Source organism: Mesorhizobium montanum (assembly GCF_033977145.1).
Taxonomy (GTDB): domain Bacteria; phylum Pseudomonadota; class Alphaproteobacteria; order Rhizobiales; family Rhizobiaceae; genus Mesorhizobium; species Mesorhizobium montanum.
In genome coordinates this window covers 167,019-191,888 of record NZ_JAVIJF010000015.1, presented here as the reverse complement: position 1 = coordinate 191,888, position 24,870 = coordinate 167,019, and the positions used below count along the sequence as shown (strand labels likewise).

The window sequence follows — 24,870 nt, the reverse complement described above, 5'->3', positions numbered from 1 at the left end:
AGCGCGCTGGATGGATCCGCAGGCAGCCCGGCGTCGCGCGCAGCATTGAACTGCTCCTCGACCCCGACAGCCTGCCCAGGCTACAACCCATCGAAACCGTCAAATCCCCTGTGCACAGGTACTAGGTGTGGAGCCAGGTTGTGCTTGGTTAGCCCGAGGCGGCTGATAGGTGGTCTTGATTTAAGCTGCCGTGTGGCCTTTGCCAATTGTAGCGATGAAGCCATCGTGGCAGTTCTGCGGTGCGTTCATGAGAAGTGTTGTAGGCTCGAGCATAAGCCCATTCGCGCAGGCTCGTCTGGATGAAGCGCTCCGCCTTGCCGTTGGTCTTGGGCGTGTATGGTCTGGTGAAGATCTGACGCAGGCCGAGGTGTTTGCAGGCTGCCCGGAACGCTCTTGACCGGTAGCACGAGCCGTTGTCAGTCATCACGCGCTGCACCTTGACGATTGACCGCGCCAGGATGTCGCCCGGTGATGCGGTGCCCCACAGAACCGATCCGGCCGAGCTTCTTGATGTCGAGATGGATGAGCTCGCCGGGGTGCTCGCGCTCATATCGGCGCACCGGTTCGGCCGGCTCCAAGTCTTTCAATCGCGCCAGGCCGACGCGTGCCAGCACCCGGCTCACCGTCGCTTCGGACACGCACTGGCAATGTGCTTGCCGGTCAGGCGCTGCCGGCGCAGCGCCACGATCGCATCCGCCACCGCGACTTCGTTTCGCCTCGGGCTTGTCTTGGGCCGCGAGGAATGGTCGAGCATGCCGGCGCTTCCCTCGATCCGGAAGCGCTCCACCCAGCGCGCCACCACCTTCGCCGTTACCCCATATGCCCGCGCCGCATCGGCTTTGGAAAGACGGCCTTCAACAACGTCGCGGGCCATCTCCTCTCGACGCAGCGGCGTCAGACGGGCATTCTTTTGGATGTTCATTCGTTCCTCCGAGCATCACTGAAGCGTAAGCGCCTCGCCGATCGCCTATGGATTTGGGCTTGACGTTTTCCGGAATCGCCAGGGCATGAGTTCCTCGATCTGGCTCTGTGGATGGCCGTTGATGATGGCGTCAAGAGTTTCGGCGAGGTAGGCAACGGGATTGACGTCGTTGAGCCTGCAGGTGGCCACGACGGATGAGAGCAGCGCCCAGTTTTCGGCCCCGACCTCATGGCCAGCAAACAGAGCATTTTTTCTGGTCAAGCATATTGGCCGGATGGCGTTTTCGACTGGGTTAGTGTCGAGCTCGAACCGGCCGTCGCCGAGGAAGCGAGTGAGCCCTTCCCAATGGGCAAGACCATAGCGGATGTCTTCGGCCAGCTTTGAGCCCGAGGAGATCATCGACAATTGCTTTTCAAACCACGGCTTCAAGGCGGCGATGATCGCGGTGGAGTACTGCTGTCGCGCGGCGAGCCGAGCTTGTGGCGTCATGCCGCGCACCGTCGCCTCGACGGCGTAGAGCGTGGCGATCTGGCGCACGGCGGCTTCGGCGATCGGGGACTTGGTATTGCGCGCCAGCTTCACAAAACGTCGGCGCAGATGGCTCCAGCAATGGACGAGCACGGTCCTTGCGGCCGTTCCAGGCGTGTCAGCCGGTCATAGCCCTCATAGGCGTCGACCTGCAGGAACTGTCCGCCGAAGCCTTGAAGGAAGCGTTCGGCATGCTCGCCGCCGCGCCCCGGCGCATAGTGGAACAGCACAATGGGCGGGCCTTGGCCCCCATGGCCGCGGTCATCGGAAGCGATCGCCCAGAAGAAGCCCTTCTTGACCTTGCCGCGTCCGGGATCGAGCACCGGCGCGGTGGTCTCGTCCATGAACAGGCGATCCGCGCCAGCCAGATGCCTGCGCATGTGCTCGGCTATTGGCTTGAGATGGAAGCAGGCCCGGCCTGCCCAACTGCCTAGTGTGGCGCGATCCAGTTGGATGCCCTGGCGAGCGTAGATCTCGGCCTGCCGGTAGAACGGCAAGTGATCGCCGAACTTGGCGACGATAACCTGGGCGATCAATGCCTCGGTCGGCAGGCCGCCAGGCACTACATGCTCGGGGGCATGGGCCTGCACGACCGCGCCCGAGCAGCGGCGGCAAGCGTATTTCGGGCGGCGCGTGACCAGAACGCGCAACTGCGCCGGGATCGCGTCGAGCCGCTCGCTGACATCCTCGCCGATCCTGGCCATCTCGCCGCAGCCGCAGGGGCACAGCGTGCTCTTGGGCTCGATGATCCGTTCCACTCGCGGCAGATGGGCAGGCAAATGACCGCGGTTGCGCAGGCGTGAACCGGAGGCGCCGTCCGAACGACCCTGGATGACCCGCTGGGCCCTTTCCTGCGCGGCATCGAGCACGCCCTGCGCGATCTCCACGTCTTCGAGCGGCAGGTGGTATTGATCCGGATGCAGTTTCTCGGACTTGGCGCCGAACTTCTCGTGATTGAGTTGCCCGACGATGGTCTCCAGGCGACGCCGCGCCTCTTCGGATGCAGCCAAGGCAGCCTGGTGCTCGGCCAGGGTCGCTTGCGTCTGGGCCAGGAGCGCCTTCAAACGCTCGTTCTCTTCCTGGAGAACCGTCAGATTCATGCGCTAAATCAAGCACATGAACACCGATTACACCACCGGAGACAACGCCTGAGTCACTGTGCCACACTCATCCGGCCAACTGCGGACGCCGTGCCCGCTCGGGGCGAACCAGTCTCCAGTCTAGCCCTTCGAACAAGGCAGCGAACATCACCGGCGACATGCGCATCACCCCGTCGCGAACCTGCGGCCAGACGAACTTCGAGCCCTCGAGCCGCTTGTGAACGAGCACAAGGCCGGTGCGATCCCAGACCAAAATCTTGATCCTGTCAGCCCTTTTGGCCCGGAAGACGAAGGCTGCCCCACAGTATGGGTCGAGGCCGAGCATCTCCTGCACAGCCAATGCCAATCCGTCCATACCGCGCCGGAAGTCAACCGGCCGGGTCGCCACGTAGATTTTCAGATCGGCCCCCGGTGCAATCATCGCGAGGCCCGCACCGCTCGGATCACCTGCGACAGCTGATCGAGGTCAACCGCCGTTCGGATCACCATGTCGTCGATCACGATTTCCACCTTCGCCGGCGTCGATTTCGATGCCCTCCGCTGAGGCGCCGATGAGCCGTCCACCATGAGCGGCGCGAACATCGGCGCCATGCTTTCTGGCAGTGCCAGTTGTCCCTGACGAAGGCGACGCCGCCAATCGTAGATCTGCCAGCGGGTCGCGCCATGCTTGCGGGCGACCGCCGCAACCTGCACCCCTGGCATCAGGCTCTCGGCCGCAATCCGGGCTCTGTCGGCCTCCGAGCGAACCCGCCGTCCCGTTGGACCTTCCAGAACCTCCAGCCGGCCTGCGTAGCCAGCTGTTGGGACGTCCAAATGGACGTCCATTTTGCCGTCTGCTCCCATGTAGCCCCTCCGTCTTTCGCGATCGGGGGATTCTTGCCACATTCACCTCATGCGCCGCACGAGGGGAGCGGCGTGGCGCTTACACTGAAGCTTCGACAACCTCAGCTTTCTCGGTCGGGGCCGAATGGACAACCTCCTGAAGGCTCACACCTAGCACCTAGCTAGGACGAGAGCGCCCTGTTTATCATCTGGTGCCATTTCTTATGGAGAAAGAATGCGACGGGTGTCTCACCCGTACGGCGCGCATCTGTTCTTCCCGTGGGATATCGATCCAGTCGCCGCTGAGATTCCAGGAGTCCTTGTATTCCGGATAGTGGTTCCTGATCACCCACGGGAACAACTCGATTCCGCACACGATCAGGACATCTGGCTTGTGCGTACGGATGACCTGTATCCGGGATTTCGGACCGTTTTGAGCTGGAATTCCCACTGAGATCGCACTTTCGTGAGGCGCAATACAATCGCATTGGCGGGAGCGGAGAGCGATCGCGGTTCACCGTTGACGGGCTCTCCTATCGAAGCAACACCACCTCCGGATTTTGGAGCCCTTTTGCCGAGAACGCTCCGTCAGCACCTATGCTCACAGTGGAGTCGCCGCTATAGAGTATTTGCCACGCGACAACCCAACCAGATTTAACGATCGCCTTAAGGTCATGGGTTCCTTTCATCCGAAGGCGGTGGTGCGGAAGGTAAATAGCGCCATTCACCAAATAGTTCTTATTACCTATGAATGAAAGAGTAGCGACTGCGTCCGACGCCCTCCGAGATCCGAATATCGCAATCCCGGAGTAAATCCCATCCGTGGGAGCGGAAAGGCGGACTGAGCCATTTCCTGGCGATTGAATGATACTGGATCCGCGGTCCAGAAAAATCGTAACTCCATCTCCGCTCAAACCCGCGTTGCTGCCGATGCTCACCACCGCGTTGTGCAAGTAGTGAATTCCTGGAGAAAGGGTCACGTCTCCGTCAAAGCTGATACTCCCACAGAAGGTGCGGCCGGCCGGAATTTGAATGTCGGCAAGCACCTCATTGTTGTAGGCACAACCGCTCGGAAGAACAGGTTCAGGTGTGTCGGCAAGCGGGTCCACTAGCTGGGGCTGGTTCGTTTTCGGCGTCACGCTGAAGCCCCCGCCTTGGTAGGCGCCCACCACCGAGATTTTGCTCGCGGTAATTCGCCCGTTTCCAACGTGTTTGAGCGCGCGCTCGCTGGAAGAGTTCACCTGAATTCCACAATCAGGGGCCGAAACGCCACCCGATCCGGTGACAGTCAGCGCTCCACTGGAGTTTGGGTCAAGAGCATACAAGCAGTAATCCGGCGCCGTTTTCCGCGCTGTCGCTTTGGCATGCAGGTCTATCGTCTGAATTCCAGCGAGACTCACGAAGAAGGTCGGCATTCGGGCGGAGATCTTGACGACAGCCTCCCTTTGACCATTGTCAGGCTTGGTGATGTCGGCATCGACCACAATGTCGGTCCAGGAGCCACTATTGGCTATCGCCCAGTCTTTCGCCGCCTGGACGGCCTCCTCGTTTCCGGCCTCGCTTTCGACGCCAACAAGCGCCGCCGCATCGGCGATCTCTTGCAACCTAGACCTCGAGAAAAAGGTGTTGGTAAGGTCGATGCTCAGTCCCAGAGCGAGACCCAGCGGTACGGCCATCAGGGCAGCCGCCACGGCAAAATTTCCGCATTTGTTACGCAGCAGTTCTTCAAGCCTGCGCATCGAGATCGCTTTCTCGGACAACAATTTAGGACGATATATAGCCTAGATATTAGGGCTACCTTAGACCGAATGCTTGGTCGACCTGGTCCGACTGCATCATATCGATTGAGGAATGTCCGATACCAGGCAGGATCAGCAATCGCCAGTTCAACGGCCAGCCATTGGCAGTCGCGACAGCTTGCGCAAGCTCGAACGTGAACTCCCCCCGCTCAAAACGCGTGGCGCCCTGACGCAACGCGGCCGCGCTTACACCTAGGTCGGTTTCGCCTGTGTCTTCTTCTCCGAGATAAATTGTAAGGGGGAGCGCCAGATAGGCTTTCAGTTCCTGTGTGGCCTGATCCGTACTGTATACGCAGCCAGAGCGAACGCATCCCAGGCCATATGCGACGGCCTCCGACAGCGAAGGCAAAACATAAGTGGATGGATTCGCGACGACTATTCTCTTGGCGTCCGCCAAGGCGAATGCCGCAACACGCGACATAAATTGAGCACCAGCCGAGTGTCCGAACAGATAGTATTGCGCAGTCGGCAACCCTTCACGCTTCCGCGCCCAGTCTACCAAACCTCTCACATACCAAACGGTCCATCGATCCCGAGACTGAATTATACCGTCGTGAACAATGCCTCCCAGCTGATAGCTCCACGTGGGAAACCTTGCCTCATCAAATAACGGCGCCATCACGATCATGCAATTTCGGTCAGCCAATGGCTTGGCGTAGTCTCGATATGATGAGGCTGTCCTATTAACACCATGAAAAACAAACAGTAAGGATGGATTGCTGCAGTATTTTGGATGATACGTATATATCGTTAACTTTGCTCCACCAACAGTTGCCGATGTCGTACCATCGCCGACCTTCCAGGCAAATACCGATTGTGAATATACCAAGCTACAAGCCAACATGACTGCAGCTATCAGGCGGACTGGAAAACGCACGGGCCGCTCCCCTTTAAGCTATCCGAAAACGGTATAAAACATTAGCACGCGCTAAACAAATTAAATCCGGTAGGGAGGTAAAGAGTTCGTTTCGGCAGATCTGTTCTACGGCACTCCGATTTGCGCCTAGGGATCGGCGTCGAACCATCCATGCACATTAGGCACCGGTCCCCGATCCGAACGTCGAGCAGTTCGACATTCGGTCAGACCACGGCGCCTGTTCCGTTCGATCGTTGATGGGCCTTGCCAATGGGGCCCGCATCGAAACCCATCCGCCTGGCGCAACTCTCGGCGATAAGCTTGCATACATTCACGGATCGACCATACATCGGGAAGAGATGCAGCCCGAGATCAGGGAGGGTATTGGCCTCGATCACAATGTAGTTTTCTGGATCTGCTTTGCTCGTGTGATCTCTAGCAAGTATATCAACGCCTCCAACGTGAAGGCCAGGGATAGCTCGGGCAACTCGCTCCGCGATACGTTTCATGCTGGGGTGGACGAGGTCGGTGATGCCCCTCGTTTCGCCTCCGGTAGACGCATTACTCTTCCAGTCAACTACAACGGCCTGGCCTTTTGGTGGGATAGAATCTAGGTTAAACCCTTGGGAAGCAAGTATTAACTTCCTGTAGTCATCCACAAAAATGGGCCGCTTCCCCAGGTGCGGGTTATTCGTTCGAAGCTCATTCTTGGCCTCGATAAGCTGACCGACGGTGCTCTTTCCATCGCCGAGCAGAGTGGGAGGAACACGCATTGCGACAGCAACGCACTCCGAATCGATAACTAAATATCGCGCTTCGTCTCCTCCTGAAAAATATCTCTCTACAAGGATACGCCGTCCAGTTCGGCGCAAGGCCGCGCCCCATGCCGCTTCAAAGGTTGCTGGAGTTACGTTAACAGAAACACCGTTCCCCTTTCTGCCGTCGAACGGCTTTAAAACTGCATTTCCGAATTCTGCGACCTTTTCGCGTGCGGCCTCTTTATTGGCTATTCGAAAGGTTTTGCCTTCGGCGAAACTCACTCCCGCGTGCTTGAATGCCGCTCGCGACAATCTCTTGTCCTTTAGCATGTGATAAGCCGTAACAGCGGTGAAGCTGGTATCCCCCTCACGAAGGAGGCATTTCGCACCATTCGCGGATGCGATGAGCAGCGGGCCGAGCGTCTTTGTGCGAAATCCAAGCTTCAGAAATTCCGAAGACATTAGCCGCTTCGCATCAGCTTCGTCGGCATTTTCGTATTTATTGAGGACTTCTGCAGTATCGGCCATCGGATCATCCTCCTACAGAATGATTTCGTTCGTTGTCTCGCCTGCTGCGTTACCACCGGTCGTAACGATCTCAGTCCTCGTAACTATTCGCCGGAGTTGCTTCCATCTCGCGCCGACGCGCAGCCATCGTTGGTGGCAGCTCCGTCTCATCGAACCAACCGCATCTTTTAGCTAAGTATAAAATCGCCATGGCAGGCGGAGTGACGTGCCCAATCGCGCCCACGTAGCGTCCTCGAAGCGCTCCGGACCTTCCAGCGTCGCGTGGAAGCGGCGGCAGTTCAACCCTGCTCAAATGTACCCTGTCGCCGGGGAAGTCTGAATCGCAGGGCTCCCACTCGTAAACCGACCCAATCGCCATGTCTCCCCCGGATATTTCTGCTTATTCTAATCTGGGTCTGTGTTCGCGCAGCTCATTTTGGGGGCCACCCAGCAGCGCCCCCAAAATTTGAACCTACAGCCAACGTTTCGAGCTTCCAGCCAAGAGCCGTCTGTGTCCGATACGGCCGACTGCTACTGAGCGCGAATAAAGGGCCGAGGTACCCTTAGCATTATCCTATTTGCCGCTCGCCGATGCAGCTGCTTTCTCTCGTCTTCGGGGCGCTGCCCCATTGGAGTTGTTGGGCGAAGCCACAATATCGCGTGAACCTTTGAGTTCTTGTCGAGCACTTTCAAGCGCCTCCGCTGAAAATCCTTCCTCAACCCGCTTAAGTTCTTCTGCAATCCTATCCGATTTTGCAAGACGCCAGTCGGACAACGAGGCAGCACTGACGAAGCCATAGGCGGATGGCATGCGGACCATGAGCCATCCTAGCTTCATCAATTCGTCGGTAAATCCTGTAACAAAGCTCGCGCCGCCGATGCGTCGACCTGTTAGACGTCTAAATGTCTTGTAGGTCATTCTTATGCGAGCTCGGGGCTGTCCCGCCTTATTCGTGACGCGTTTCAGGGCCAAAGCAACAATTGTAGCCGCATCGCCTGCTGTCAGTTTTGTTGTACCAGTGGTCGAAATCGTAGCCATAGTCTTACTCCCCTTTACACTTACCGAATTCCTCAAAAGCATCTTACAGCTGTCGAGGGGTCTCTCATCTCGCTCAGACCGGCAGCCTTAACTGGCGGCAATACCAAGTCATTGAACCAGCCATCTTTCTTGGCCAAATACCCAACCGCCATTGCATCCATCTCAGCCCTGATCAGTGGCGGGCGCGACAGGGACGCAGACGGAATGGATTCCGCCGCCAGTTCCTCCGATGCCGACGCAAGAATCATCTTTGCTCCTGATCCATCGGAGCTCCATCTCATGAATAGCGCCAGTCCACCGCTCTGAAGATGTCTGCGCAGATCAGGATCGAGGTCGGTCCTGGCGCTGACCAATATCAGCTTTGGAGGCGGCAGGGCCGACAGGGCTCGACGAGATACAATGTCTTCCCTATCAACAATGAAATATCCCCGGCTGACGCGTTGCAGTACCTTGCCAAAGAGATCGTCAAGAATTTCGCTGTTCTCGTCGCTCGACGGCATTACGGAGACCACATGGCAAGCGCCCAGCCCAAGACCTTTCGTCCAAATCCGTTCTGGGGAGGCGGCGTAGATCAGAGCGTCCAAGAACGGATCCCTGGTCAGCATCGGCGGTGTGGGCCGCTGACCGAGTTCTTGGGGAACACTGTCGATGTATGCGCCTCGCTTCGAGAGGAGACCTGTTCTTCGCCCTTCAGCTTGCAGCCGTCGGTCGATTGCTTTCGCCATCATGCTTGTGTGACGATCGCCGAGAACGAGCAGCGTTGCGACTGCCGATAATTCCGGAGCCTCATACAAGTTTGCAAGGATCAGCTCGCTAACGTCTCTCGAGGCGCCTCCTCGTGGAGAAAGATGAAATTCGATGCCCGGGCGTGCATTTACCTCGAGCACGGAGCATCCAACTTGCTTATGCGAAATCGCAATGTCCGGCATGATTAGGTCGATCCCTGCGATGCTCAGGCCAAACGCCTTGGCAATGCGCTCACACAGCTGCTGGTTTTCCGGGTGAACCTGGCCTGTAACATCCATCGGCACGCCTCCACGAGCCAGGTGACCGGTGGGACGCAGGATGACATGCTTTCCGGCAACGGGGACGGACTCCAATGAAAGCCGGTGCTGTCGGATATGCCGCAGCAGCTCATCGTCTATCTCCACGCGAGACAGTTGTCGGCCGTCACGGTCGGGTTCCCTGTTCAACTCTTCTATGAGGTCGCGTAAGGTTTTTTCGCCGTCGCCAATTACTTCCGGCGAGCTGCATAAGACCGCCGCGACAAGGCGGTAATCGACGACGGTCGCACGATACTCGGACCCCGCCACGTATTGCTCTACCAGCACACCGCTGTTTTCGGAGTGCTTTCTATTTCGCAGCGCGTATGCCCTCTCAAACGCCTCTTCGACCGCATGATGTCCCCGCAGCTTGACCGACACGCCTCGCCCTTGATTTGCCTGGATCGGCTTCACCACCACGCTCTTGCCCAGTTGCTTGGCCGCGGAAACGGCTTCGGCCTTTGTGCGCACGGTGATCTGACGGGGAACTGTCATCCCGGCCTGCGCCAGCAGTCTGTTGCCCAGCCTCTTGTCCAAAGCCGTCTTCGCGGAAGCGAACGACGTCGAACCGGAGATCGTCGAGAACAATTGCTTCTGGTGCTTGCCTTGCCCAAGACGAAGATGATTGGGGGCGACAAACTCAAACGGAATGTGCTTCCTCTTGGCTGTGGCCACCAAAACGGCGGTCGAATTCGAAAGCCGCCGTTTCTTTGCCTTCTCCACGTTCACATCGCGAGCTCGGGTATACTTTTCAGTAGGATCCCCTCGCCGTGCAGCCTCGTCGACCGCCTCGACGACAGCCAGGGCAGCCGCGCGCGACATTTGGGAGTCATCTGACTCCCAAACGACCGAAAATTTGTCCTGGACTCCATCACCCACAAACGCGACCGTTGGCGACGAATGGAAATTCATCTCCCGGCATAATTCGCGGTCGGCAAATTGGATCGCATCGGCAATGTACTGCGAAACCGAAACGTTCAGCGCGCATTCCGGAAACAGCCGGGAGAGTGCTGAACGAGCTCGGGGAGTAAAATCGGAAACACTCGCCTTCACCGACGGCGCGATCTCCAGAACCAGCTTAATTACTGTGTTTACACTGTAGATGTTTGTCCCAGACAACGTCCTGAGCTCGACAATCGCGATCGAGCCCGATTTTTCAAGCTGAGATACCATGACGCTTTGCCCCAACACCAATTGCCCCAACGCTAACCTGCCCTATTGCGGCTGATCTCCCCCATTGCCCGCCCATCGGCAATGCAAATCCAGCTGCCAGAAAGGCAGAGAAGACTTCCATCACGGCTATTTCTTACTTCGGTTTATAGGCTCAGTCCTTGAGCTAGGTTAAGAAGACACCGACCGAACCAGCAAATGTGGGACTAAAGTCCGTATCTAAAGTACCCAACTAGGCCCCATTGCACGCAACAGCCGGTTATATTATGGTTATCTAATGGTAAAAGCACAAAATGCGAGGGATGTCAAAGGGGACCGAAAATCTAAATTAAAATAAAAGCCCAGTAAAAACGGAGTAACCTCGAGTTTGGTTGGGGGAATTGTCATGTCTGTTTCAAGAATACAGCGCGGGCGCATGAAAAAAGCAAAACGCGCATTCGCCACGCGCAGGGTCGCTGCTTCGCACATGCGAACGCTGATCACCGGACCGATACAGCCAGTGGCAGGCGATCTCGTGCTGGCGCGTGTAGATGAGCTCGGTAATCACAGCAGATTGGAGCTCATCGGCGGAAGAAAGGCCATCATGTTTCCCGGCGACGAGATCATTGTCTGCTATGGCAACAGATATGCCCCCGACCAGTTCGAAGCAGTTATTGGTCCGGATTTGGGTCCGTGCGACCTGGTAGCCGGAGGGGGAATCGCCGCGCAAGAGCTTTCGAGGCATGATCGAATGGCGGCGCCGACAAAGATTACGCCGCTGGGGTTGGTCGGGGATAAATTTGGCCGCCGGCTGAATGTCTGGGATTACAAGGTCAGCTCAGACGATCTTCGTCCTTCGCTGCCGATTGTTCTGTCGCTTGGCACATCGATGAACGCCGGCAAAACTCTTACGGCGACGTCGTTGGTCAGAGGATTCAAGAAAGCGGGACTGAAGGTTGCGGCGTTGAAGATTACCGGAACGGGATCGGGCGGCGACATGTGGATCGTCCGTGACGCCGGGGCGGACATGGTTCTGGATTTCACCGATGCGGGTTTTGCAACGACCTACCTGGCGTCAGTGGAGTTGATCGAGAAAGGCGCCTTCCGCCTGTTGAACCACGCTGCCGAAAACGGATGTGATGTTGCAGTCATCGAGATCGCCGACGGATTGCAGCAAAAGGAGACGTCGGAGCTCATCTGGGCCGAGTCGCTGCGGAGCATGGCCCTTGGCACAATCTTCGCCTCGTATGATGCCATGGGAGCAAAATATGGCGTCGACAGCCTTCACGCCGCGGGTCACAACGTGCTTGCTATAAGCGGACGAATTGGTCGATCCCCGCTCGCCGTGAGAGAAGCGGAGGAAGCCACCGGGTTGCACGTCTACTCTCCGTGGGAGTTGCAGGAAGGAGCACTGAACCCTGTCATGAGGGCTCGCGCTTCTGCGAAACTCGCCAATGGCCAGAGCAGCAATCCCTATTTCCGGCGCATCGCAGAATCTGCGGAGGGAATGGCTGGTGACGGTCACAGTGCGCAGGAGTCGCAATTGCGCGTTGAGTTTTTGGGAACAGTTGCACAGAGCCTCGTTGTGGCGGAGTTTGGGAAACCCGTCCAGATACCTCCCGGCGGCGCTACGTTGGCGTCATGGCCAACTCCTTATGGAAACATCACCGTAACGTTACCTAAGCTATCGTCGCGAGTTGGAATTCCCGCCTTCCTATCTGCTTGCGCGCCTGCCGAGATGATAGAATCCGCAGTGCTGGCTAAGACACGGAATGCGTTGAAATCCTCCTTGTTCAACCTTGTCCAAGCCCTCGGATCCCCTTCCCTGGCCGACGAACAAATGCTGGAACTTGTGAACGATATTTGGTCGATGCTGGAGACGGATCGAAGACGCGAAGCCGGAAATCAGTCGAACGTTTTGAGGCAACCGACATTGGTGATGGCTCATGATGACCCGGACGCCACAATCATGAACTTCTCAGGAGCTTTCAGCGATACTGAACACCGCAACCTAATCGGGCGAGCATGACCAGCGGTGATCAATGAGCATGCGAGGTAAGAGATTCAGTCCTCCTCTGAGCGAAATGTGGCGACGGTCAAGGCCCGGCCTGGCCGCTGTCGTGATTTTCGGAATCTTTATCAATCTCCTCCGCTTCTCAGGTCCCCTGTATCTCATACAGATCTTCGATCGGGTCATCTCGAGCCGCAGCATCGAAACCCTTGTTGCCCTCACTGCCGCGGCTTTGATCGCGCTTGTCGCGAGTGCTGCGCTTGAAACCGTTCGCCGACGAATGCTTTCGCGATGGAGTGTATGGATCGAGCATCAGCTTACCACAGAGTCCGTGAGAGCCGGATTGACCGCAGGTGTCGCCAACCCACCGGTTCTGGCCAACATCGAGAAAGTGTCCGGTTTTGTGGAGCGCGGACTTGCGCCATGGATGGATGTGGTCTGGGCTCCGATTTTCCTGCTGTGTGTATACTTCATCCATCCGGTTCTCTGCATGATCGCTTCGGCCGGCATTGCCTTGCTCATAGGTCTGAGCGTGCTCAAGGACAAGCTCACGCGAGAGCCCCGCCAGGCGGAACGCGACGCTGCCAAACAGGCCAAAGAAGTGCTGGTCTCAGCAGACAGGCACAAGGACGTGGTGGGCGCCTTTGCGATGGCGGACGCAATCGCCGGTCGCTGGGGCAAAAGCAAGATAGACGGCTTTCTGCAGCGGGATCGGCTCAACGCCAGGGGGGTGAGCATCGACTCGGCTATCCGGGCCTTGGGCCGCGGCTTTTACATCGTCCTCCTGGCATCCGGCATCTGGTTGTTTCTAAACAACCATGCCACGCTCGGGGGGTTATTCGCAGGCCGCCTTATTGCCAACTTCGCCTACAAGATGGTCGACAAGGCGGTTCGGGAGTTCAGAAGCCTTCGAGAGGCGCGCGAGGGCTACTCGAAAATCAAGGCGGAGCTTGCCAGACCGGCGAGCGAAGAACCGAACTTATTGCCTGGGACACCGAATGGCGCTTTGAATCTCGACGAAGTCTCGTTCAAACACGGCGGAGCGCGCGGAGACTTGTTCCGGAAACTGTCACTCTCCCTGGTGCCAGGAGAGTTGCTGTTGGTGATGGGGCGAGCCGCAACCGGGAAGACGACGCTTTCCCGTCTTTTGATTGGGCTGCTCAAGCCGCGGACTGGACAAATCCGGTTGGGCGACATGAACGTCACACGACTTCCGGATTACATCAGGGCCGAGGTCATCGGCTATCTGCCGCAGCATATCGAGCTTTTCGAAGGAACCGTCGCGCAGAACATTGCCCGCTTTCAGCAGAGCGGTATGGATGACGTGGTTTCAGCGGCGAAGATAGCGGGAATTCACGACTCCATTATCCGGTTAAGCCAGGGTTATGACACCCTTCTTGATGACTCCGTCGGCCTGTCCGGCAGCGAGCGGAAGCGAATAGCCTTAGCAAGAGCTCTCTTTCGTTCGCCGAGATTGATCGTCCTTGATGAGCCTTTCGCAAATTTAGACAGTTCATCGAGGAGGACACTCGAAGCGGCCGTCAAACTCATGAAGGACTCTGGATGCTCGGTAGTCGTCACCATGTCCGGGCGTTCCAAGCGATTTCTCGGAATGGTCGACAAATCACTGATCCTGGGCGGCCAGAAACCGGAGTTTACGGATCACATCGAAGTTCCCGTGCAACCCAGCAGGCCTGAACTGCGGAGCGTCAAGTGATAGCCTCGCTGGCCCTCCGCAACAAAAGTCCGGGCGCTCCCCAAGCGGAAAAACCCGCGCCGTTCGGCAAAAGCTTGGTGATCTCGGGTTTCGCGATAATCGCAGCCTTCTCCGCTGTTGCAGGCACATGGCTGGTTGCCGCGCCAATCCAAGGGGCAGTCTTGGCACCCGGTGTGGTGGATGTCGCGTCGAACGTGAAGACTATTCAGCATCTTGAGGGCGGGATCATTTCCGAAATCCTGGTTAAGGAGGGAGACCGCGTGTCGGTCGGCCAGGCTTTGATAAGATTGCAAGGCACCGCTTCGACGGCAGCAGCAAACGAAATCAGCGCACAGTGGTGTGAGGCAAAAGCAACAGAAGCGCGCTTGGTCGCGGAAAGAGATGGAAAAGACACCATCGAAATTCCGCCAGAACTAACGCAAGCCGGCAAACAGGCAATGGATGCCATTGCCGGGCAGGAGAGTATTTTTCGCTCGCGACAGGCCCTTTTGCGCGAGAGTCTCTCCGTGCTGCAGCAGATGATCGCGAGTCTGCATAAGGAAATCGAGGGTTATGAAGGGCAAGTGGCTGCGGCGACCCGAAAGCTCAAAGTCATCGAGGACCAGCTTAGCGATGTTCGCGCATTGTATGAAAAGAAGCTGGTCATACGGACGCGCCTTACAGATTTGGAAACAGAAGAGGCGGATACAAGCGGAGACCTGAGCGGTTATGTTGCGTCGATCGGCGTCGCCAAGCAGAAGATGGAGGAGACAAAATTTAAGATCGCTGAACTTAAAGCGTCTACAGCAACCGACATCGTTGAACAACTCGGGCTGACCCGAGCCAAGATATATGAATCGGCTCAAAAAATGGCCGCTGCTAATGACGTGCTGGCCCGGATCGAAATCCGAGCACCTATTGGTGGGACGGTGGTGGGACTGAAGGTGCATACCATCGGTGGGGTGATAGCGGCAGGAGATCCACTGATGGATATCGTACCCTTGGATGACAGCTTTGTTGTGCTGGCAAACGTGGATCCCCTGGACGTCGACCAGGTGAGAGCGGGTTTGCACGCGACGATTTGGCTTAGCGCAATAAGCAAGCGCTATCAGCAGCCGTTGAGCGGCGATATCCAAACCCTCTCAGCCGACCGGCTGATAGATTCCCGGACGGGGCAAGCTTACTATTCGGCTCGAATTGTACTGACACCAGAGTCCTTAAAGGCAATGCCGGTGGCGTTGCAAGCCGGGATGAACACACAGGTAATGATCGAGACCGGCACAAGATCAGCCTGGGAGTACCTTAGTGCTCCCGTCTACGCTGCGATGGGTCGTGCTCTTCGTGAATGACGAAAAACACGGAGCGAGTAGAAAAGCGAGTTGAGCTTAGACAGAAAGAGTCACCATATCCTCATTTAGTGCTCAGCGATGTCAGCGCGATCACGGCGACGTATCAGCATGGCAGCCTTGGACCGTTTGCTTTTCGACCCTAGCGTGAACACCCACGTGTCCGAGTAAGCCTAATAAATATGAAGCGAACCATTGAATGAATTCCAGCTTCCAACTGTAGGCGGCAGGTCCCTTATGAAGAGCGAGCCAAATTTATAAATTCAATTAGGTGAAGCTTTACACCTTTGCGGTTATAAAGCGCCATGCCTAGATTCTTCTTCGACCTTTCCGATACTGGAGATGTCTATCACGATGCGCGCGGAGCCCTCCTGCCGGGCATTGAGTCGGCCAAGGAACGGGCACTCGAAATGGTTCGCAAACTAGTGGCCGGGCCACCCGCCACTAAATACCGCGATCTGGTGTGCACAGTCCGCGACTTTAACGGCGGTCAGATCATGCAGATCAGAATTGAATTCGGAACGCCGGTTGGTATTTACGAAATTTCAAATTGACCCACTACCTGGATGCGCTAACGCTTGGCCCTCTACATGGTCCTGTTTCCGAGGGCAATCGTGGTATCGAAGCTCCGGCCTGGAGCGGCATCCCGCCCGTCGTAATCGCGGTCGTTCTCACGTGGTGAAAGCCGCACCCTCTCTGGCTGCATCCCATGACGCTTCTCGCTCACAAGATTCTCTTGTTCGAAGACTTGCCGAGTTGGCGGCAGCGAACGATCAACTGAAGCTTCGGGCCAGAACCGAACTTCTGACTGCCTTGGCCAACCGCCACTGGATGACGGAAACGCTCGATTTGTTATGGAACGATGGCAGCAAAGCCCGTGCTGCTATGCTCATGTGTGACATCGATGACTTGAAGAGGCTGAACGATCGCCTGACGCTGCCTTCCCAGAACAGCCGGAATTGACTTGAAGATCCTTTCCCATCAATGGCTCCGCGGCGCTGTTGATGCTCAGAACTTCGCCATGCTGATCCAGCATCACAGCCGCAGTTGCGCGCGCGCTGAACGCATCCAGGGCCCCTTCAGCCCGCGCAAAGCCGAGCGCCCGAGCGATGGCGGCCACTGGACCCAGGTGTTTAGTCCCGGCATTTCATGGACCGGATCGAGTCGGAACCGTTCGGGCTCTTTTTTCCAGATTTTGCAGATGAACTCATAAGGCGTGAGGCCTTTTGCACCGAACGGAGGCCTGACCCGCAACCTGCATTGAGGTCCTGGGCTATGTCGATCGATAGCGTTTTCGTTCCCTGTGGGGAAGTTTTTTACGGTCATTCCTTGATGCGGCCACCGAACGGGCGCCATCGCTCTGCGGTGCCGAATGCGCTGCGGCCTTCCCGGGCCGTCACCCAGCACCTCGCCGATCTCGCCGGCTAAAACACTGACAGGCTGTGCTCGAAGCCGTGGGTTTGTTTCCTCGGCGGTCGATGTTGCCCACGCAAGCCTCATCGGCATCCCGCAATAACACCTGTCGCGTTGCTCATATCCTGAAGAAGGACCTCCTTTTATGAAACCTTCCCGCCAACGGCCGGCCGAGAGGCGCCTGCATCCCAACCAAGCGTCCATCGCCGAGCTGGGACCACAATTCGAATCCATGATCGACAGGGCGATCCGGGCGATCGTGTCGTGCGATCCGAAGCCGGACGCAATCTTCGGCGGCTACTCCGAGTTCGTCTCGGTGGCACGGTCGGTCGCCTTCCACGAGGGCAAGCTGCTCGAATGGGGCATCGCGGCCATCGCCAGATGCAATCCCGATCTTCTCGTGCTGCCTGCGGACAGGCCGATGCCCGTCGTGCCGGCGGCACTCGAACTTCTGAAGCGCAATGAATGGACCGATATCCAGGGGATCCGGCTGCCCTCGGAAGTGCATACGACAAAGACCTATACCCAGACCTGTTCATTGCCGATCGACAACGTCATGCGGGATTGATCGTGGACGTGAAGCGGGCGGTCTCCTCCTATGGCGAGAACAGGCTAGAGGCGCTGCGCTTGCGAATGATGGCGGTCGCCGCGATCGCGTCGAGCTGGCTCGGCGAGCGCCAAGGCCCGGTGCTGGTTGAAGTGGGCACCGCCATCATCGACGGCGCCGACGAAATCAGTGCCCCCGACAAGGGCGTGTTCGCTCTTTCCGAGATCGGCGACCTGCTCGAGGTGGAAGGCGCGGACGAGGCCATGAAGCATCTGCGGGCAATGTTTGCCCGGCGCGTGCAGGCGGAACTCGAATCCCAGTGCCGGAAGGCTCTTCGTGCGGGTCCCGGGTCTCAGCATGAAGCACTCCAGGACTCTGATCAGAGCGACATGGATGTCGATGAGCGCCAGGACAATGGCGAGGAGTCCTTCAGGCCTCACGTGGGCCCGGAGCGCGGGCGCGTGCTGCGAATACCCTCCCTGCAGACCAATGTCCGGGTGGGATTCGCCCGCTCCCGCGCCAGCCCCTGATCCGGTCGGCTGCGGTCTTTATTCCATCCCCTTTGCAGAAGTCACCGCCGCGGCCTGGCCGCGGAACGGAGGAGCCTTGTCTCATGAAGAAGCCGCACCCGTGGGCCGAGCCCATTCAGTTCACCGTCGAGCCGCCGAACGTTCGGGCAAGACGCGCAGCGAATCCTTCCGGCACCGATGTAGCCCCGGCTGCCGCGAGCAGCCGCCCGCGAGCGCCAGCCGCAAAGCACGAGCCCGTAGCGCCGTCCTCTCAGCCCGCCCGGTCGTCGGCACCCAACGTGCCGCGGAGGTCGATAAATGCTTCGCAAGGCCTGCTGGAACTGATTGGTCACAGCCCGGATTGCGCGCGGCTCAGTCGGGCAGGACTCATCGCGTCATGCGACTGCACGGTGAAGCCCATGGAAGACCCGGCTGTGGCGGTCGGGCTTGCCATTCACTTCGCCAGGATCAGCCTGGCGCAAAGGATCCCGCTTCCCGCCGTCATCATCGAGCTGCTGGCCCGGCGCGTCGAGGAGGGCGATGCCGCCTGCCGCATGGTGGCGGAGTGGCTGGATGACTGCGGACTGCTCGATCTGAAGCCGCTGCCGACGCGGAACCGGAGGGCTCGCTGATGGACGCGCGTCTGGCAAAGCACTTCCTGAAACGCCTCCGGCATCGGGCGGAGGCCGACGCCATTGACTACGCGGTCGAGAAAGGAATCCTTGCAGTTGATATCCGCACCGTGGACGGCAAGGACGTGTTTCACTTTGCGCCGGGTCCCGCGGTAGCGGGCAAATCGGAGCGGGAGATCCTCCGCCTGCTGCAGCGTAGCGCCGGTAGCAGAAGCCAGCAGCGCACGGCCGATGCGGAAGAATTCCCGTTCGCTGTGGAGACGGAAAAGACGACCGCGCAGGATAGGAGGCAAGGATTCGCGTCCGGTTCTGATGATACCTCTCGTGAGGCAGGCCGTCTACCGAACGCGAAATGGCTGCTGCGCGCCGTGCGGCAATCGGCCGAGCCGCTGAAAGCCGTCGAAGTTGCGGCGCTGCTCCTCGTGGCGAAGGCAGTCAGCGAGAGCAAGGTAACGCTCGGCAAGGTGCTCGCCGCACTGAGGACTGCCAGTCCGATCGTCACCATCACCGTTCCCGTTGCAGGATTCGACGATGCCTTTCTCGATCTTCTGGTCAAGGGGCTGGTCCTTCCGGGAAAGGTCGGCATCTGCAGCGGTTACGATCTGGTCCGCAACAACGGGTTCCGGTTCTCTCGCGCGAATGACCCGCTATGGCAGGTCATTGTTTTCGAAGGCGGCCGGGCCGACGGCGCCTTCGAGGAAAAGATCGAGCGGCAGCTCGGAATCGCCGCCCAGAGCTCATACCCAATCATCGGCGTCGCCGATGCCAAGGCCGCGCTTCCGGAGCACCTCACACAGGCAGCGGAACTCAATCTCGCCTGCGGTCCGATCGACATGGAGATCATCCGCGAGACCATGCGGGCGGTGCTTGGTGAAGTGTCGGAGGGCGGCGGCATTGCCTATCATCATAGCTCGGTCCTGACCTTCTCGGACCTGGCGCTGGCCATCCGGCCGGAGATGTCCGTCGGAAGGGTTGTGGACCTGCTGGAAAACCTCGCCCGCATGCGGCTGAAGTTCGCCGGCCAGTACAGGGAGGGAAGCGGCTCCTCGGACAAAGGATCCGACCGCAGGACGTCGAGCTCGACCACGGCGACAAGGACGACGCGCGGCAATCCCGGCAGCGGCAGTGAGATCATCCAGCCGGCGGCGCTGACCGGGACGGATCTGGACCGGTTCGTCCTCCGCGTCGAAACCTTGACCGGCTATGGCGAGGCAAAGGATTGGGCTCTGGCGTTGCGGGACGATTTGGCGCTTTGGCGGGACGGTAATCTTGCCTGGGAGGATATGAGCGTGAAACTGCTGCTCAGCGGTCCGCCCGGCACCGGCAAGACCAGCTTCGCCAAGGCATTGTGCAACAGCCTTCAGGTTCCCATGATCGCCAGTTCGGTGGCGGCGTGGCTGGAGCCTGGCTACCTCGGCGATGTGCTGAAGCGCATGAGCGCGACCTTCTCGGAGGCCCAGGCCGCCAGCCCCTCCATCCTGTTCATCGACGAGTTCGACGGGATTGGTCGGCGCGGTTCGGGACGCGAGTGGGATACGTACTGGAACAGCATCATCAATCGGCTTCTGGAACTCCTGGACGGGGCGGCCAAGAGCTCCGGCGTGGTCGTGATCGGCGCCACCAACAGGCCGGCGATGATTGACGCGGCGCTGGTGCGTTCGGGTCGCCTTGAAAAACACATCATCATCCCGCGGCCGAACACCGACGCGCTGATCGGCATCCTGCGCCACCATCTCAGGGGCGATCTCGATGCCGTTGTTGCCAGCGCGCCACCGGAGCTGGGCGCCGACCCTGACCCCTCGAACGAGATCGAGGCTGCCAATGGAGTGTCAACGGCTCTTCCCGATGTCTCGCCGAGCAACGTCGAAGGAGGCTCACGCTGATGGTGACGTTCGATCCGCGCGGGGGACAGCAGAATCTCGCCTTCGAATTCGAACTGGCGCGCCTTTCCGCGCTGGTAGTCGACATGGAAAAGATACGCCAGGGCACACGGCCCGGCCGGCTGACAGAGGATGCACCAATCCTCGACCGATGGGTTGTCGGCCACAGGCAGATACCGTGCCTGATCGGGCTCTCGACAGGCCATCCCCGGCTGAAGGGCGAGGACCGCCCGATCGTCACCTCCGATCTGTGGCTGATGTCCGAGGACCGCGGCTGGGCACGGACATTGTCTCGCTGGTACCAACTCGGCCGTCCCGCCGCAAATGCCTCCTTTGACGCGTGAGGCAACGAAAATAGACCGAAACATTCAAAGACGACATCATCTCCAAAGCGGCGGGTCATGAAGGATCAGTTCTCTTACAGCCGCACGACATCACCATTCGAAGGCGGGAGGCATCACAATGTCTGAACGGAACGCATCAACCGAAACTGCCGAGCACGCCGTCTTGCGCTCCCTGGCGCTGAAGGCTGCCGGTCTGAGCGGGGCCGACGTCGAGAGGCTCGTTCGGGAAGCACGCCAGCGGGCGCGCCGGGAACGCCGCGGCCTCGGCTTCTCCGATCTTCATGCCGGACTTGCCCTGCTGAAACCAGACCGCCCCGAGGCTCTCCGCCGCCGCATGGCGATCCACGAGGCTGGTCACGCCGTCGCTCACCTGCACTTCGGGCTCAGCTCGATCACCGCGATCACCATCGATGGTCCGTCGGGCGGCTACATCGAAGGTGAAACCGATCATATCGACATCCTGACCGAGGACAGGGTCGCAGCCGTGCTCGTCATAAAGTTGGCCGGCCGCGCCGCCGAGGAGGAGTTCCTTGGCTCGGTCTCGGCTGGTTCAGGCGGGTCTTCGGAAAGCGATCTTGCAAAGTCGACCGAGCTGGCGTTGGCGATGGAGACGGCTCTGGGCTTTTCCACGGAGACACCTTTGCTTTATCGCCACACCGAGGAACGCACCGCGCTTCTCACCCATCACTCCCGGCTGGCCGATCGTGTCAATGCCCGGCTCGAGAACGCCTATAGGCAGGCGCGCGATCTAGTCCGAAGCAATCGCGATGCGGTCCAGCTCATCGTCGAGGCCTTGCTTCGGTACGGGACGCTGGAGGGGCAGCAGCTTGAGCCTGTCTTGGCTACGGTGAGGGACCAGATACCAGCGGGGTGTCCCCGATGACGATACTCGTATTGTCTCAACATTGGGTGCCCCACGCGGGGGCAGTATGCGCGCTTTTCAGTTTCCTCCGCCTCCTCGGTCATGCGGGAGGCCGCCTGACCGAGGCTCGGCATCACTGGGACCGAGGCGGCCCCCACCATCCTACTGGCGAGCACTCAACCTATGCGTGCTAAGGATTCGAGTATCTCAACGGCCATGAGACTGCCTCCTGTTTCTTTTTGGTGAGGCCACCCTCAATGAAAGGACTTAATTCTTCGACAAAAGGACCCATCGGAAGAAAATCGTCTATATGGGCGCATTGTCAACAATTACCGAAAGGATTCGATTTCGATATATGCCTCGCAATTGGCAAGTCTGTAGTGAGATAATTCTCAAAAATATTGTCAACATTATTCATCCGCTGGTTGTCTGTGAAATTTAGACTCGACTCTTTTTACGTCTCAGCTAGAGTCTCGATCCGCAGTGAATGGAGAGGATCGCAACCGCATAGGAGGAAAGCCATGCGTGAGCGCGGCCAAAATGGAACCGGAAAGCCTTTGGTGAAGCAGGGCCGTCACCGCAAAGGGGGCCGAACGACGGAACTGAATCTTGTCGTGACACTGCAGCAGGCCTGCGACGCATTTGCAGAATCGAACTCCCATCCAACGATAAAGCTCTACCATTCCCGGCTGCTAAATAAGTACGTCATGCCGGCGGTCGGAGATTCGGTTGTTGGCGACCTGACCGATTCCGATCTCCGGGTGCTCGTGTCCAAAATGGCGACACGGGGCGCTTCGGAGGAAGTTATACATAGAACGCTGACTGCTCTCGCGGCGGTGCTATCCTACGCCGAGCGCCGGGGACTAATAGCGCTTGGAAAGAGTAACACTTGCCGGTTGATTGCTCGCCAGCATCGGCAACCCCTCCAAATTCCACGTGTTAATGTTCCGACGTATGCTGACCTTCGTAGGATCGTTGACTCTGCCGCTGATATGTGGCCTGCCCTAATACGAACTGCCGCTTTAGCTGGATTGAGGTCAAATGAGCTTCGTACGCTGACGTGGGATGTTGTCGATCTCGATGGCTGTAGCCTCTGGATGTCGAGAAAGTCGGGCGAGTTAACCCATAATCGCTACATCAAAATGCGTTGCGTCCCTCTGCCGCCGGGCCTCGTGCAAGTGCTCAAGGAACGGAAGGCCGCCATCAGTCGTCCGTCTGGATGCAATCTGGTCTTCCCAGGTCCTTCAGGCGGAATGATCTCACCCAACGCGTTGCGAATCGGATTCGCACGCGTTCAGAAGGCCGCCGGTATCGGCATGGAGAATGTCGGGGCCCACGTTGATTCGGCCACATGTCGATACTCACTGCTGTCACTGCGCCACTTCTTCTCGATCTGGTGCATAGACGAGGTGGGTCTTTCATGGAAACAGACTTGTCGACTACTCGGTCGCTCCGACCTTCCTTTCGCGATGTGGCCTCCCGGACATGATTGCGAGCGATGGGGATCCGAGCCGCTTGGAAGCGGCCGAGCGCGCTGCTTTCCCCGATGATCGATGACAATCTTGCTCGAATTCGCAACAGACCACCGACGAGGCTCCACAGAACAGCCTGTCGACAACCATACAGCGACGCGGCGGATGCCCCTCTGCCTGATGTCGCTCATTTGAACATGGAACGATTGTAAGAGGGTTGAGCGATGGCTACCTCGATCAGACCGCAAACCGGTCCCCAACGCGTCGGCAGAAGTGGACGCAGAAACGTCATCGACTCTGCTCAACTGCAATCAGGTCGGCCTCAGTCGTTGCGGTCAATTTCGATACCTCGATTTGCCCTACGGCGGCCGGAAGCCGCCGCCTCCCTGGGGATTTCGGAAGGCCTCTTCGACAATTGGGTGAAGGAAGGAAGAATGCCCAAGGGGCGAAAGATCGATGGCGTCGTTCTGTGGGACACTAGGCAGGTTGCAGCAGCATGGGACTCATTGATCGACGAGGGTGTACGTGCCAACCCCTTTGATAGGGTTGTGGTATGACCAGGAGCCGACTCAAGTTCCTGTCAACTGATCATGATCGCCACGGCAATGTTCGGTGCTACGTAAGACAGCCAGGCAAGCTCAAGGTCCGAATCAAGGAGCAGTTTGAAGACGAGAACGGGTGCATCACCGAGTCCTTCATGGCGGCATATCGGCTGGCGGTGAGTGGAAAGGCGCCCGATACACCGAAGCCAAGAAAGAAGATCGAACGCAGTTTCAATTGGCTTGTTGATAGATACTACAAGTCGAGTGACTGGTCTTCGTTCGCGCCTGAGACACAGAAGTTGAAGAAGGGCATCCTCGACAAGTTTCTGAAGACTGCCGGCGAACTCCCATTCGAATCGTATCGGCAGGAAGATCTGATTAGGAGTCGCGACAAGCGCAAAGAAACGCCCGCTGCTGCTGATAACTTCGTGAAGGTAATCCGGAGACTCTTCAACTGGGCCATTGAGCAAAAGATCACGACCGTCGCCAACCCTGCCTACAAGGTGTCGAAAATCCATAAGTCTGAGGGACATCATACCTGGACTCCGTCGGAAGCAGAAAAATATCGCCGCCGTCACCCGATAAGAACCAAAGCTCGCCTTGCATTCGAAATGTTGCACGGCCTCGGCGTTAGACGATCAGACGTTGTTCGATTGGGCGCCCAGCATGAGGATCGAGGGTTGCTCATTTTCACAGCATGGAAGAACCGAAACCGTTTTCCAGTGGAAGTGATCGTTACGATCCCTAATGAGATGCGGGAGGCAATGAATGCCACGATACTCGGCGAGACAACTTATCTGGTCAACGACGAGGGCAAGCCCTACACAGTCGCCGGCTTCGGGAACCAGTTCAAGAAATGGTGCATTGAAGCGGGGTTGCCGCATTGCTCCTCTCACGGAGTGCGAAAGGCCGCCGCAGTGGACCTTGCCGAGAAGGGCGGGTCCAGTGAAGAGCTAAAGGCTACATTTGGTTGGTCGAAATCTGAAACGGCCGAGGAGTATACGCGCAAGGCACAGAAAAGGATTCTTGCCAAGAACGCGGCACGACGCAGAGGGTCGCCTGGCGACGCAGTCTGATGTCCCACTTTTTGGCC

Annotated in this window: 19 protein-coding genes and 4 pseudogenes; 12 read left to right on the top strand and 11 right to left on the bottom strand. The window is 58.2% G+C overall.

Translation table 11 applies throughout. The features are described 5' to 3' along the window. Positions 1-80: 80 nt before the first annotated feature. From RFM68_RS21285 to RFM68_RS21240, 9 genes and pseudogenes are all read right to left on the bottom strand, one after another. Positions 81-922: pseudogene (locus tag RFM68_RS21285) on the bottom strand (integrase core domain-containing protein). Positions 923-967: 45 nt separating this feature from the next. Next, positions 968-2,550: pseudogene (gene tnpC / locus RFM68_RS21275) on the bottom strand (IS66 family transposase). Between the two features lie 67 nt (positions 2,551-2,617). Then, positions 2,618-2,971: an IS66 family insertion sequence element accessory protein TnpB gene (gene tnpB, locus RFM68_RS21270; protein WP_320234962.1), complete on the bottom strand. Its 354-nt coding sequence runs from the start codon at positions 2,969-2,971 to the stop codon at positions 2,618-2,620. Further along, positions 2,968-3,393 carry an IS66-like element accessory protein TnpA gene (tnpA, locus tag RFM68_RS21265; RefSeq protein ID WP_320234961.1) on the bottom strand — a complete coding sequence of 142 codons (426 nt, stop codon included), beginning with the start codon at positions 3,391-3,393 and terminating at the stop codon, positions 2,968-2,970. Before tnpA ends, tnpB begins: the two co-directional genes overlap by 4 nt. Before the next feature lie 512 nt (positions 3,394-3,905). After that, entirely contained in the window at positions 3,906-5,111 is a 1,206-nt protein-coding gene (locus RFM68_RS21260; protein WP_320234960.1) for a pilus assembly protein TadG-related protein, read from the bottom strand. A gap of 55 nt (positions 5,112-5,166) precedes the next feature. Further along, positions 5,167-6,048: an alpha/beta hydrolase family protein gene (locus tag RFM68_RS21255; RefSeq protein ID WP_320234959.1), complete on the bottom strand. Its 882-nt coding sequence runs from the start codon at positions 6,046-6,048 to the stop codon at positions 5,167-5,169. Positions 6,049-6,251: 203 nt separating this feature from the next. Then, on the bottom strand, positions 6,252-7,313 hold the full coding sequence (locus RFM68_RS21250; protein ID WP_320234958.1) for a hypothetical protein: 1,062 nt from the start codon (positions 7,311-7,313) through the stop codon (positions 6,252-6,254). 553 nt (positions 7,314-7,866) lie between these two features. Next, a complete protein-coding gene (locus RFM68_RS21245; RefSeq protein WP_320234957.1) occupies positions 7,867-8,331 on the bottom strand; it encodes a hypothetical protein in 465 nt (154 codons plus the stop codon). A 32-nt stretch (positions 8,332-8,363) separates the two neighbouring features. Then, entirely contained in the window at positions 8,364-10,547 is a 2,184-nt protein-coding gene (locus RFM68_RS21240) for an acetate--CoA ligase family protein (protein ID WP_320234956.1), read from the bottom strand. A gap of 382 nt (positions 10,548-10,929) precedes the next feature. Here RFM68_RS21240 and RFM68_RS21235 point away from each other — a divergent pair, with 382 nt between their 5' ends. From RFM68_RS21235 to RFM68_RS21215, 5 genes and pseudogenes are all read left to right on the top strand, one after another. Then, positions 10,930-12,552, top strand: coding sequence for a hypothetical protein (locus tag RFM68_RS21235; protein WP_320234955.1), 1,623 nt, complete (start codon positions 10,930-10,932; stop codon positions 12,550-12,552). A 91-nt stretch (positions 12,553-12,643) separates the two neighbouring features. Beyond that, positions 12,644-14,251 (top strand): ATP-binding cassette domain-containing protein, encoded by a 1,608-nt coding sequence (locus RFM68_RS21230; RefSeq protein ID WP_320234954.1) that lies wholly within the window; start codon positions 12,644-12,646, stop codon positions 14,249-14,251. After that, positions 14,248-15,579, top strand: coding sequence for an HlyD family type I secretion periplasmic adaptor subunit (locus tag RFM68_RS21225; protein ID WP_320234953.1), 1,332 nt, complete (start codon positions 14,248-14,250; stop codon positions 15,577-15,579). Before RFM68_RS21230 ends, RFM68_RS21225 begins: the two co-directional genes overlap by 4 nt. A gap of 302 nt (positions 15,580-15,881) precedes the next feature. After that, complete coding sequence (locus RFM68_RS21220) at positions 15,882-16,130, top strand: DUF6894 family protein (protein WP_320234952.1); 249 nt, start codon at positions 15,882-15,884, stop codon at positions 16,128-16,130. A gap of 184 nt (positions 16,131-16,314) precedes the next feature. Then, positions 16,315-16,509 (top strand): annotated as a pseudogene (locus RFM68_RS21215) (diguanylate cyclase domain-containing protein); the annotation flags it as partial. 195 nt (positions 16,510-16,704) lie between these two features. Here the strand turns inward: RFM68_RS21215 and RFM68_RS33655 are convergent. Beyond that, positions 16,705-16,803, bottom strand: a pseudogene (locus tag RFM68_RS33655) (IS481 family transposase); the annotation flags it as partial. Positions 16,804-17,134: 331 nt separating this feature from the next. On the opposite strand from RFM68_RS33655, the gene RFM68_RS21205 reads away from it, so the two are divergent. From RFM68_RS21205 to RFM68_RS21185, 5 genes are all read left to right on the top strand, one after another. Further along, positions 17,135-17,557 carry a hypothetical protein gene (locus RFM68_RS21205; RefSeq protein ID WP_320234951.1) on the top strand — a complete coding sequence of 141 codons (423 nt, stop codon included), beginning with the start codon at positions 17,135-17,137 and terminating at the stop codon, positions 17,555-17,557. A gap of 2 nt (positions 17,558-17,559) precedes the next feature. Further along, positions 17,560-18,066 (top strand): hypothetical protein, encoded by a 507-nt coding sequence (locus RFM68_RS21200; protein ID WP_320234950.1) that lies wholly within the window; start codon positions 17,560-17,562, stop codon positions 18,064-18,066. Between the two features lie 398 nt (positions 18,067-18,464). Next, positions 18,465-18,677: a hypothetical protein gene (locus tag RFM68_RS21195; protein WP_320234949.1), complete on the top strand. Its 213-nt coding sequence runs from the start codon at positions 18,465-18,467 to the stop codon at positions 18,675-18,677. Then, complete coding sequence (locus RFM68_RS21190; protein ID WP_320234948.1) at positions 18,677-20,560, top strand: ATP-binding protein; 1,884 nt, start codon at positions 18,677-18,679, stop codon at positions 20,558-20,560. Before RFM68_RS21195 ends, RFM68_RS21190 begins: the two co-directional genes overlap by 1 nt. Beyond that, positions 20,560-20,901, top strand: coding sequence for a DUF6634 family protein (locus tag RFM68_RS21185; RefSeq protein WP_320234947.1), 342 nt, complete (start codon positions 20,560-20,562; stop codon positions 20,899-20,901). The genes RFM68_RS21190 and RFM68_RS21185 overlap by 1 nt, the downstream gene beginning before the upstream one ends. A 136-nt stretch (positions 20,902-21,037) precedes the next feature. Here the strand turns inward: RFM68_RS21185 and RFM68_RS21180 are convergent, their stop codons facing one another. Next, a complete protein-coding gene (locus RFM68_RS21180) occupies positions 21,038-21,259 on the bottom strand; it encodes a hypothetical protein (RefSeq protein WP_320234946.1) in 222 nt (73 codons plus the stop codon). Here RFM68_RS21180 and RFM68_RS21175 point away from each other — a divergent pair. After that, the gene (locus RFM68_RS21175; RefSeq protein WP_320234945.1) at positions 21,236-21,784 is read left to right on the top strand and encodes an FtsH/Yme1/Tma family ATP-dependent metallopeptidase; all 549 of its coding nucleotides are present in this window, start codon (positions 21,236-21,238) and stop codon (positions 21,782-21,784) included. The genes RFM68_RS21180 and RFM68_RS21175 overlap by 24 nt on opposite strands. 2,004 nt (positions 21,785-23,788) lie before the next feature. Further along, complete coding sequence (locus RFM68_RS21170; RefSeq protein WP_320234944.1) at positions 23,789-24,853, top strand: tyrosine-type recombinase/integrase; 1,065 nt, start codon at positions 23,789-23,791, stop codon at positions 24,851-24,853. Positions 24,854-24,870 lie beyond the last annotated feature (17 nt).

Bases quoted from the DNA above. Each gene is read 5' to 3' on its own strand.
- tnpB (WP_320234962.1), bottom strand. From the start codon at position 2,971: ATGATTGCACCGGGGGCCGATCTGAAAATCTACGTGGCGACCCGGCCG.
- tnpA (WP_320234961.1), bottom strand. From the start codon at position 3,393: ATGGGAGCAGACGGCAAAATGGACGTCCATTTGGACGTCCCAACAGCT.
- RFM68_RS21260 (WP_320234960.1), bottom strand. From the start codon at position 5,111: ATGCGCAGGCTTGAAGAACTGCTGCGTAACAAATGCGGAAATTTTGCC.
- RFM68_RS21250 (WP_320234958.1), bottom strand. From the start codon at position 7,313: ATGGCCGATACTGCAGAAGTCCTCAATAAATACGAAAATGCCGACGAA.
- RFM68_RS21245 (WP_320234957.1), bottom strand. From the start codon at position 8,331: ATGGCTACGATTTCGACCACTGGTACAACAAAACTGACAGCAGGCGAT.
- RFM68_RS21240 (WP_320234956.1), bottom strand. From the start codon at position 10,547: ATGGTATCTCAGCTTGAAAAATCGGGCTCGATCGCGATTGTCGAGCTC.
- RFM68_RS21235 (WP_320234955.1), top strand. From the start codon at position 10,930: ATGTCTGTTTCAAGAATACAGCGCGGGCGCATGAAAAAAGCAAAACGC.
- RFM68_RS21220 (WP_320234952.1), top strand. From the start codon at position 15,882: ATGCCTAGATTCTTCTTCGACCTTTCCGATACTGGAGATGTCTATCAC.
- RFM68_RS21205 (WP_320234951.1), top strand. From the start codon at position 17,135: ATGAAACCTTCCCGCCAACGGCCGGCCGAGAGGCGCCTGCATCCCAAC.
- RFM68_RS21195 (WP_320234949.1), top strand. From the start codon at position 18,465: ATGGAAGACCCGGCTGTGGCGGTCGGGCTTGCCATTCACTTCGCCAGG.
- RFM68_RS21190 (WP_320234948.1), top strand. From the start codon at position 18,677: ATGGACGCGCGTCTGGCAAAGCACTTCCTGAAACGCCTCCGGCATCGG.
- RFM68_RS21185 (WP_320234947.1), top strand. From the start codon at position 20,560: ATGGTGACGTTCGATCCGCGCGGGGGACAGCAGAATCTCGCCTTCGAA.
- RFM68_RS21175 (WP_320234945.1), top strand. From the start codon at position 21,236: ATGGCGATCCACGAGGCTGGTCACGCCGTCGCTCACCTGCACTTCGGG.
- RFM68_RS21170 (WP_320234944.1), top strand. From the start codon at position 23,789: ATGACCAGGAGCCGACTCAAGTTCCTGTCAACTGATCATGATCGCCAC.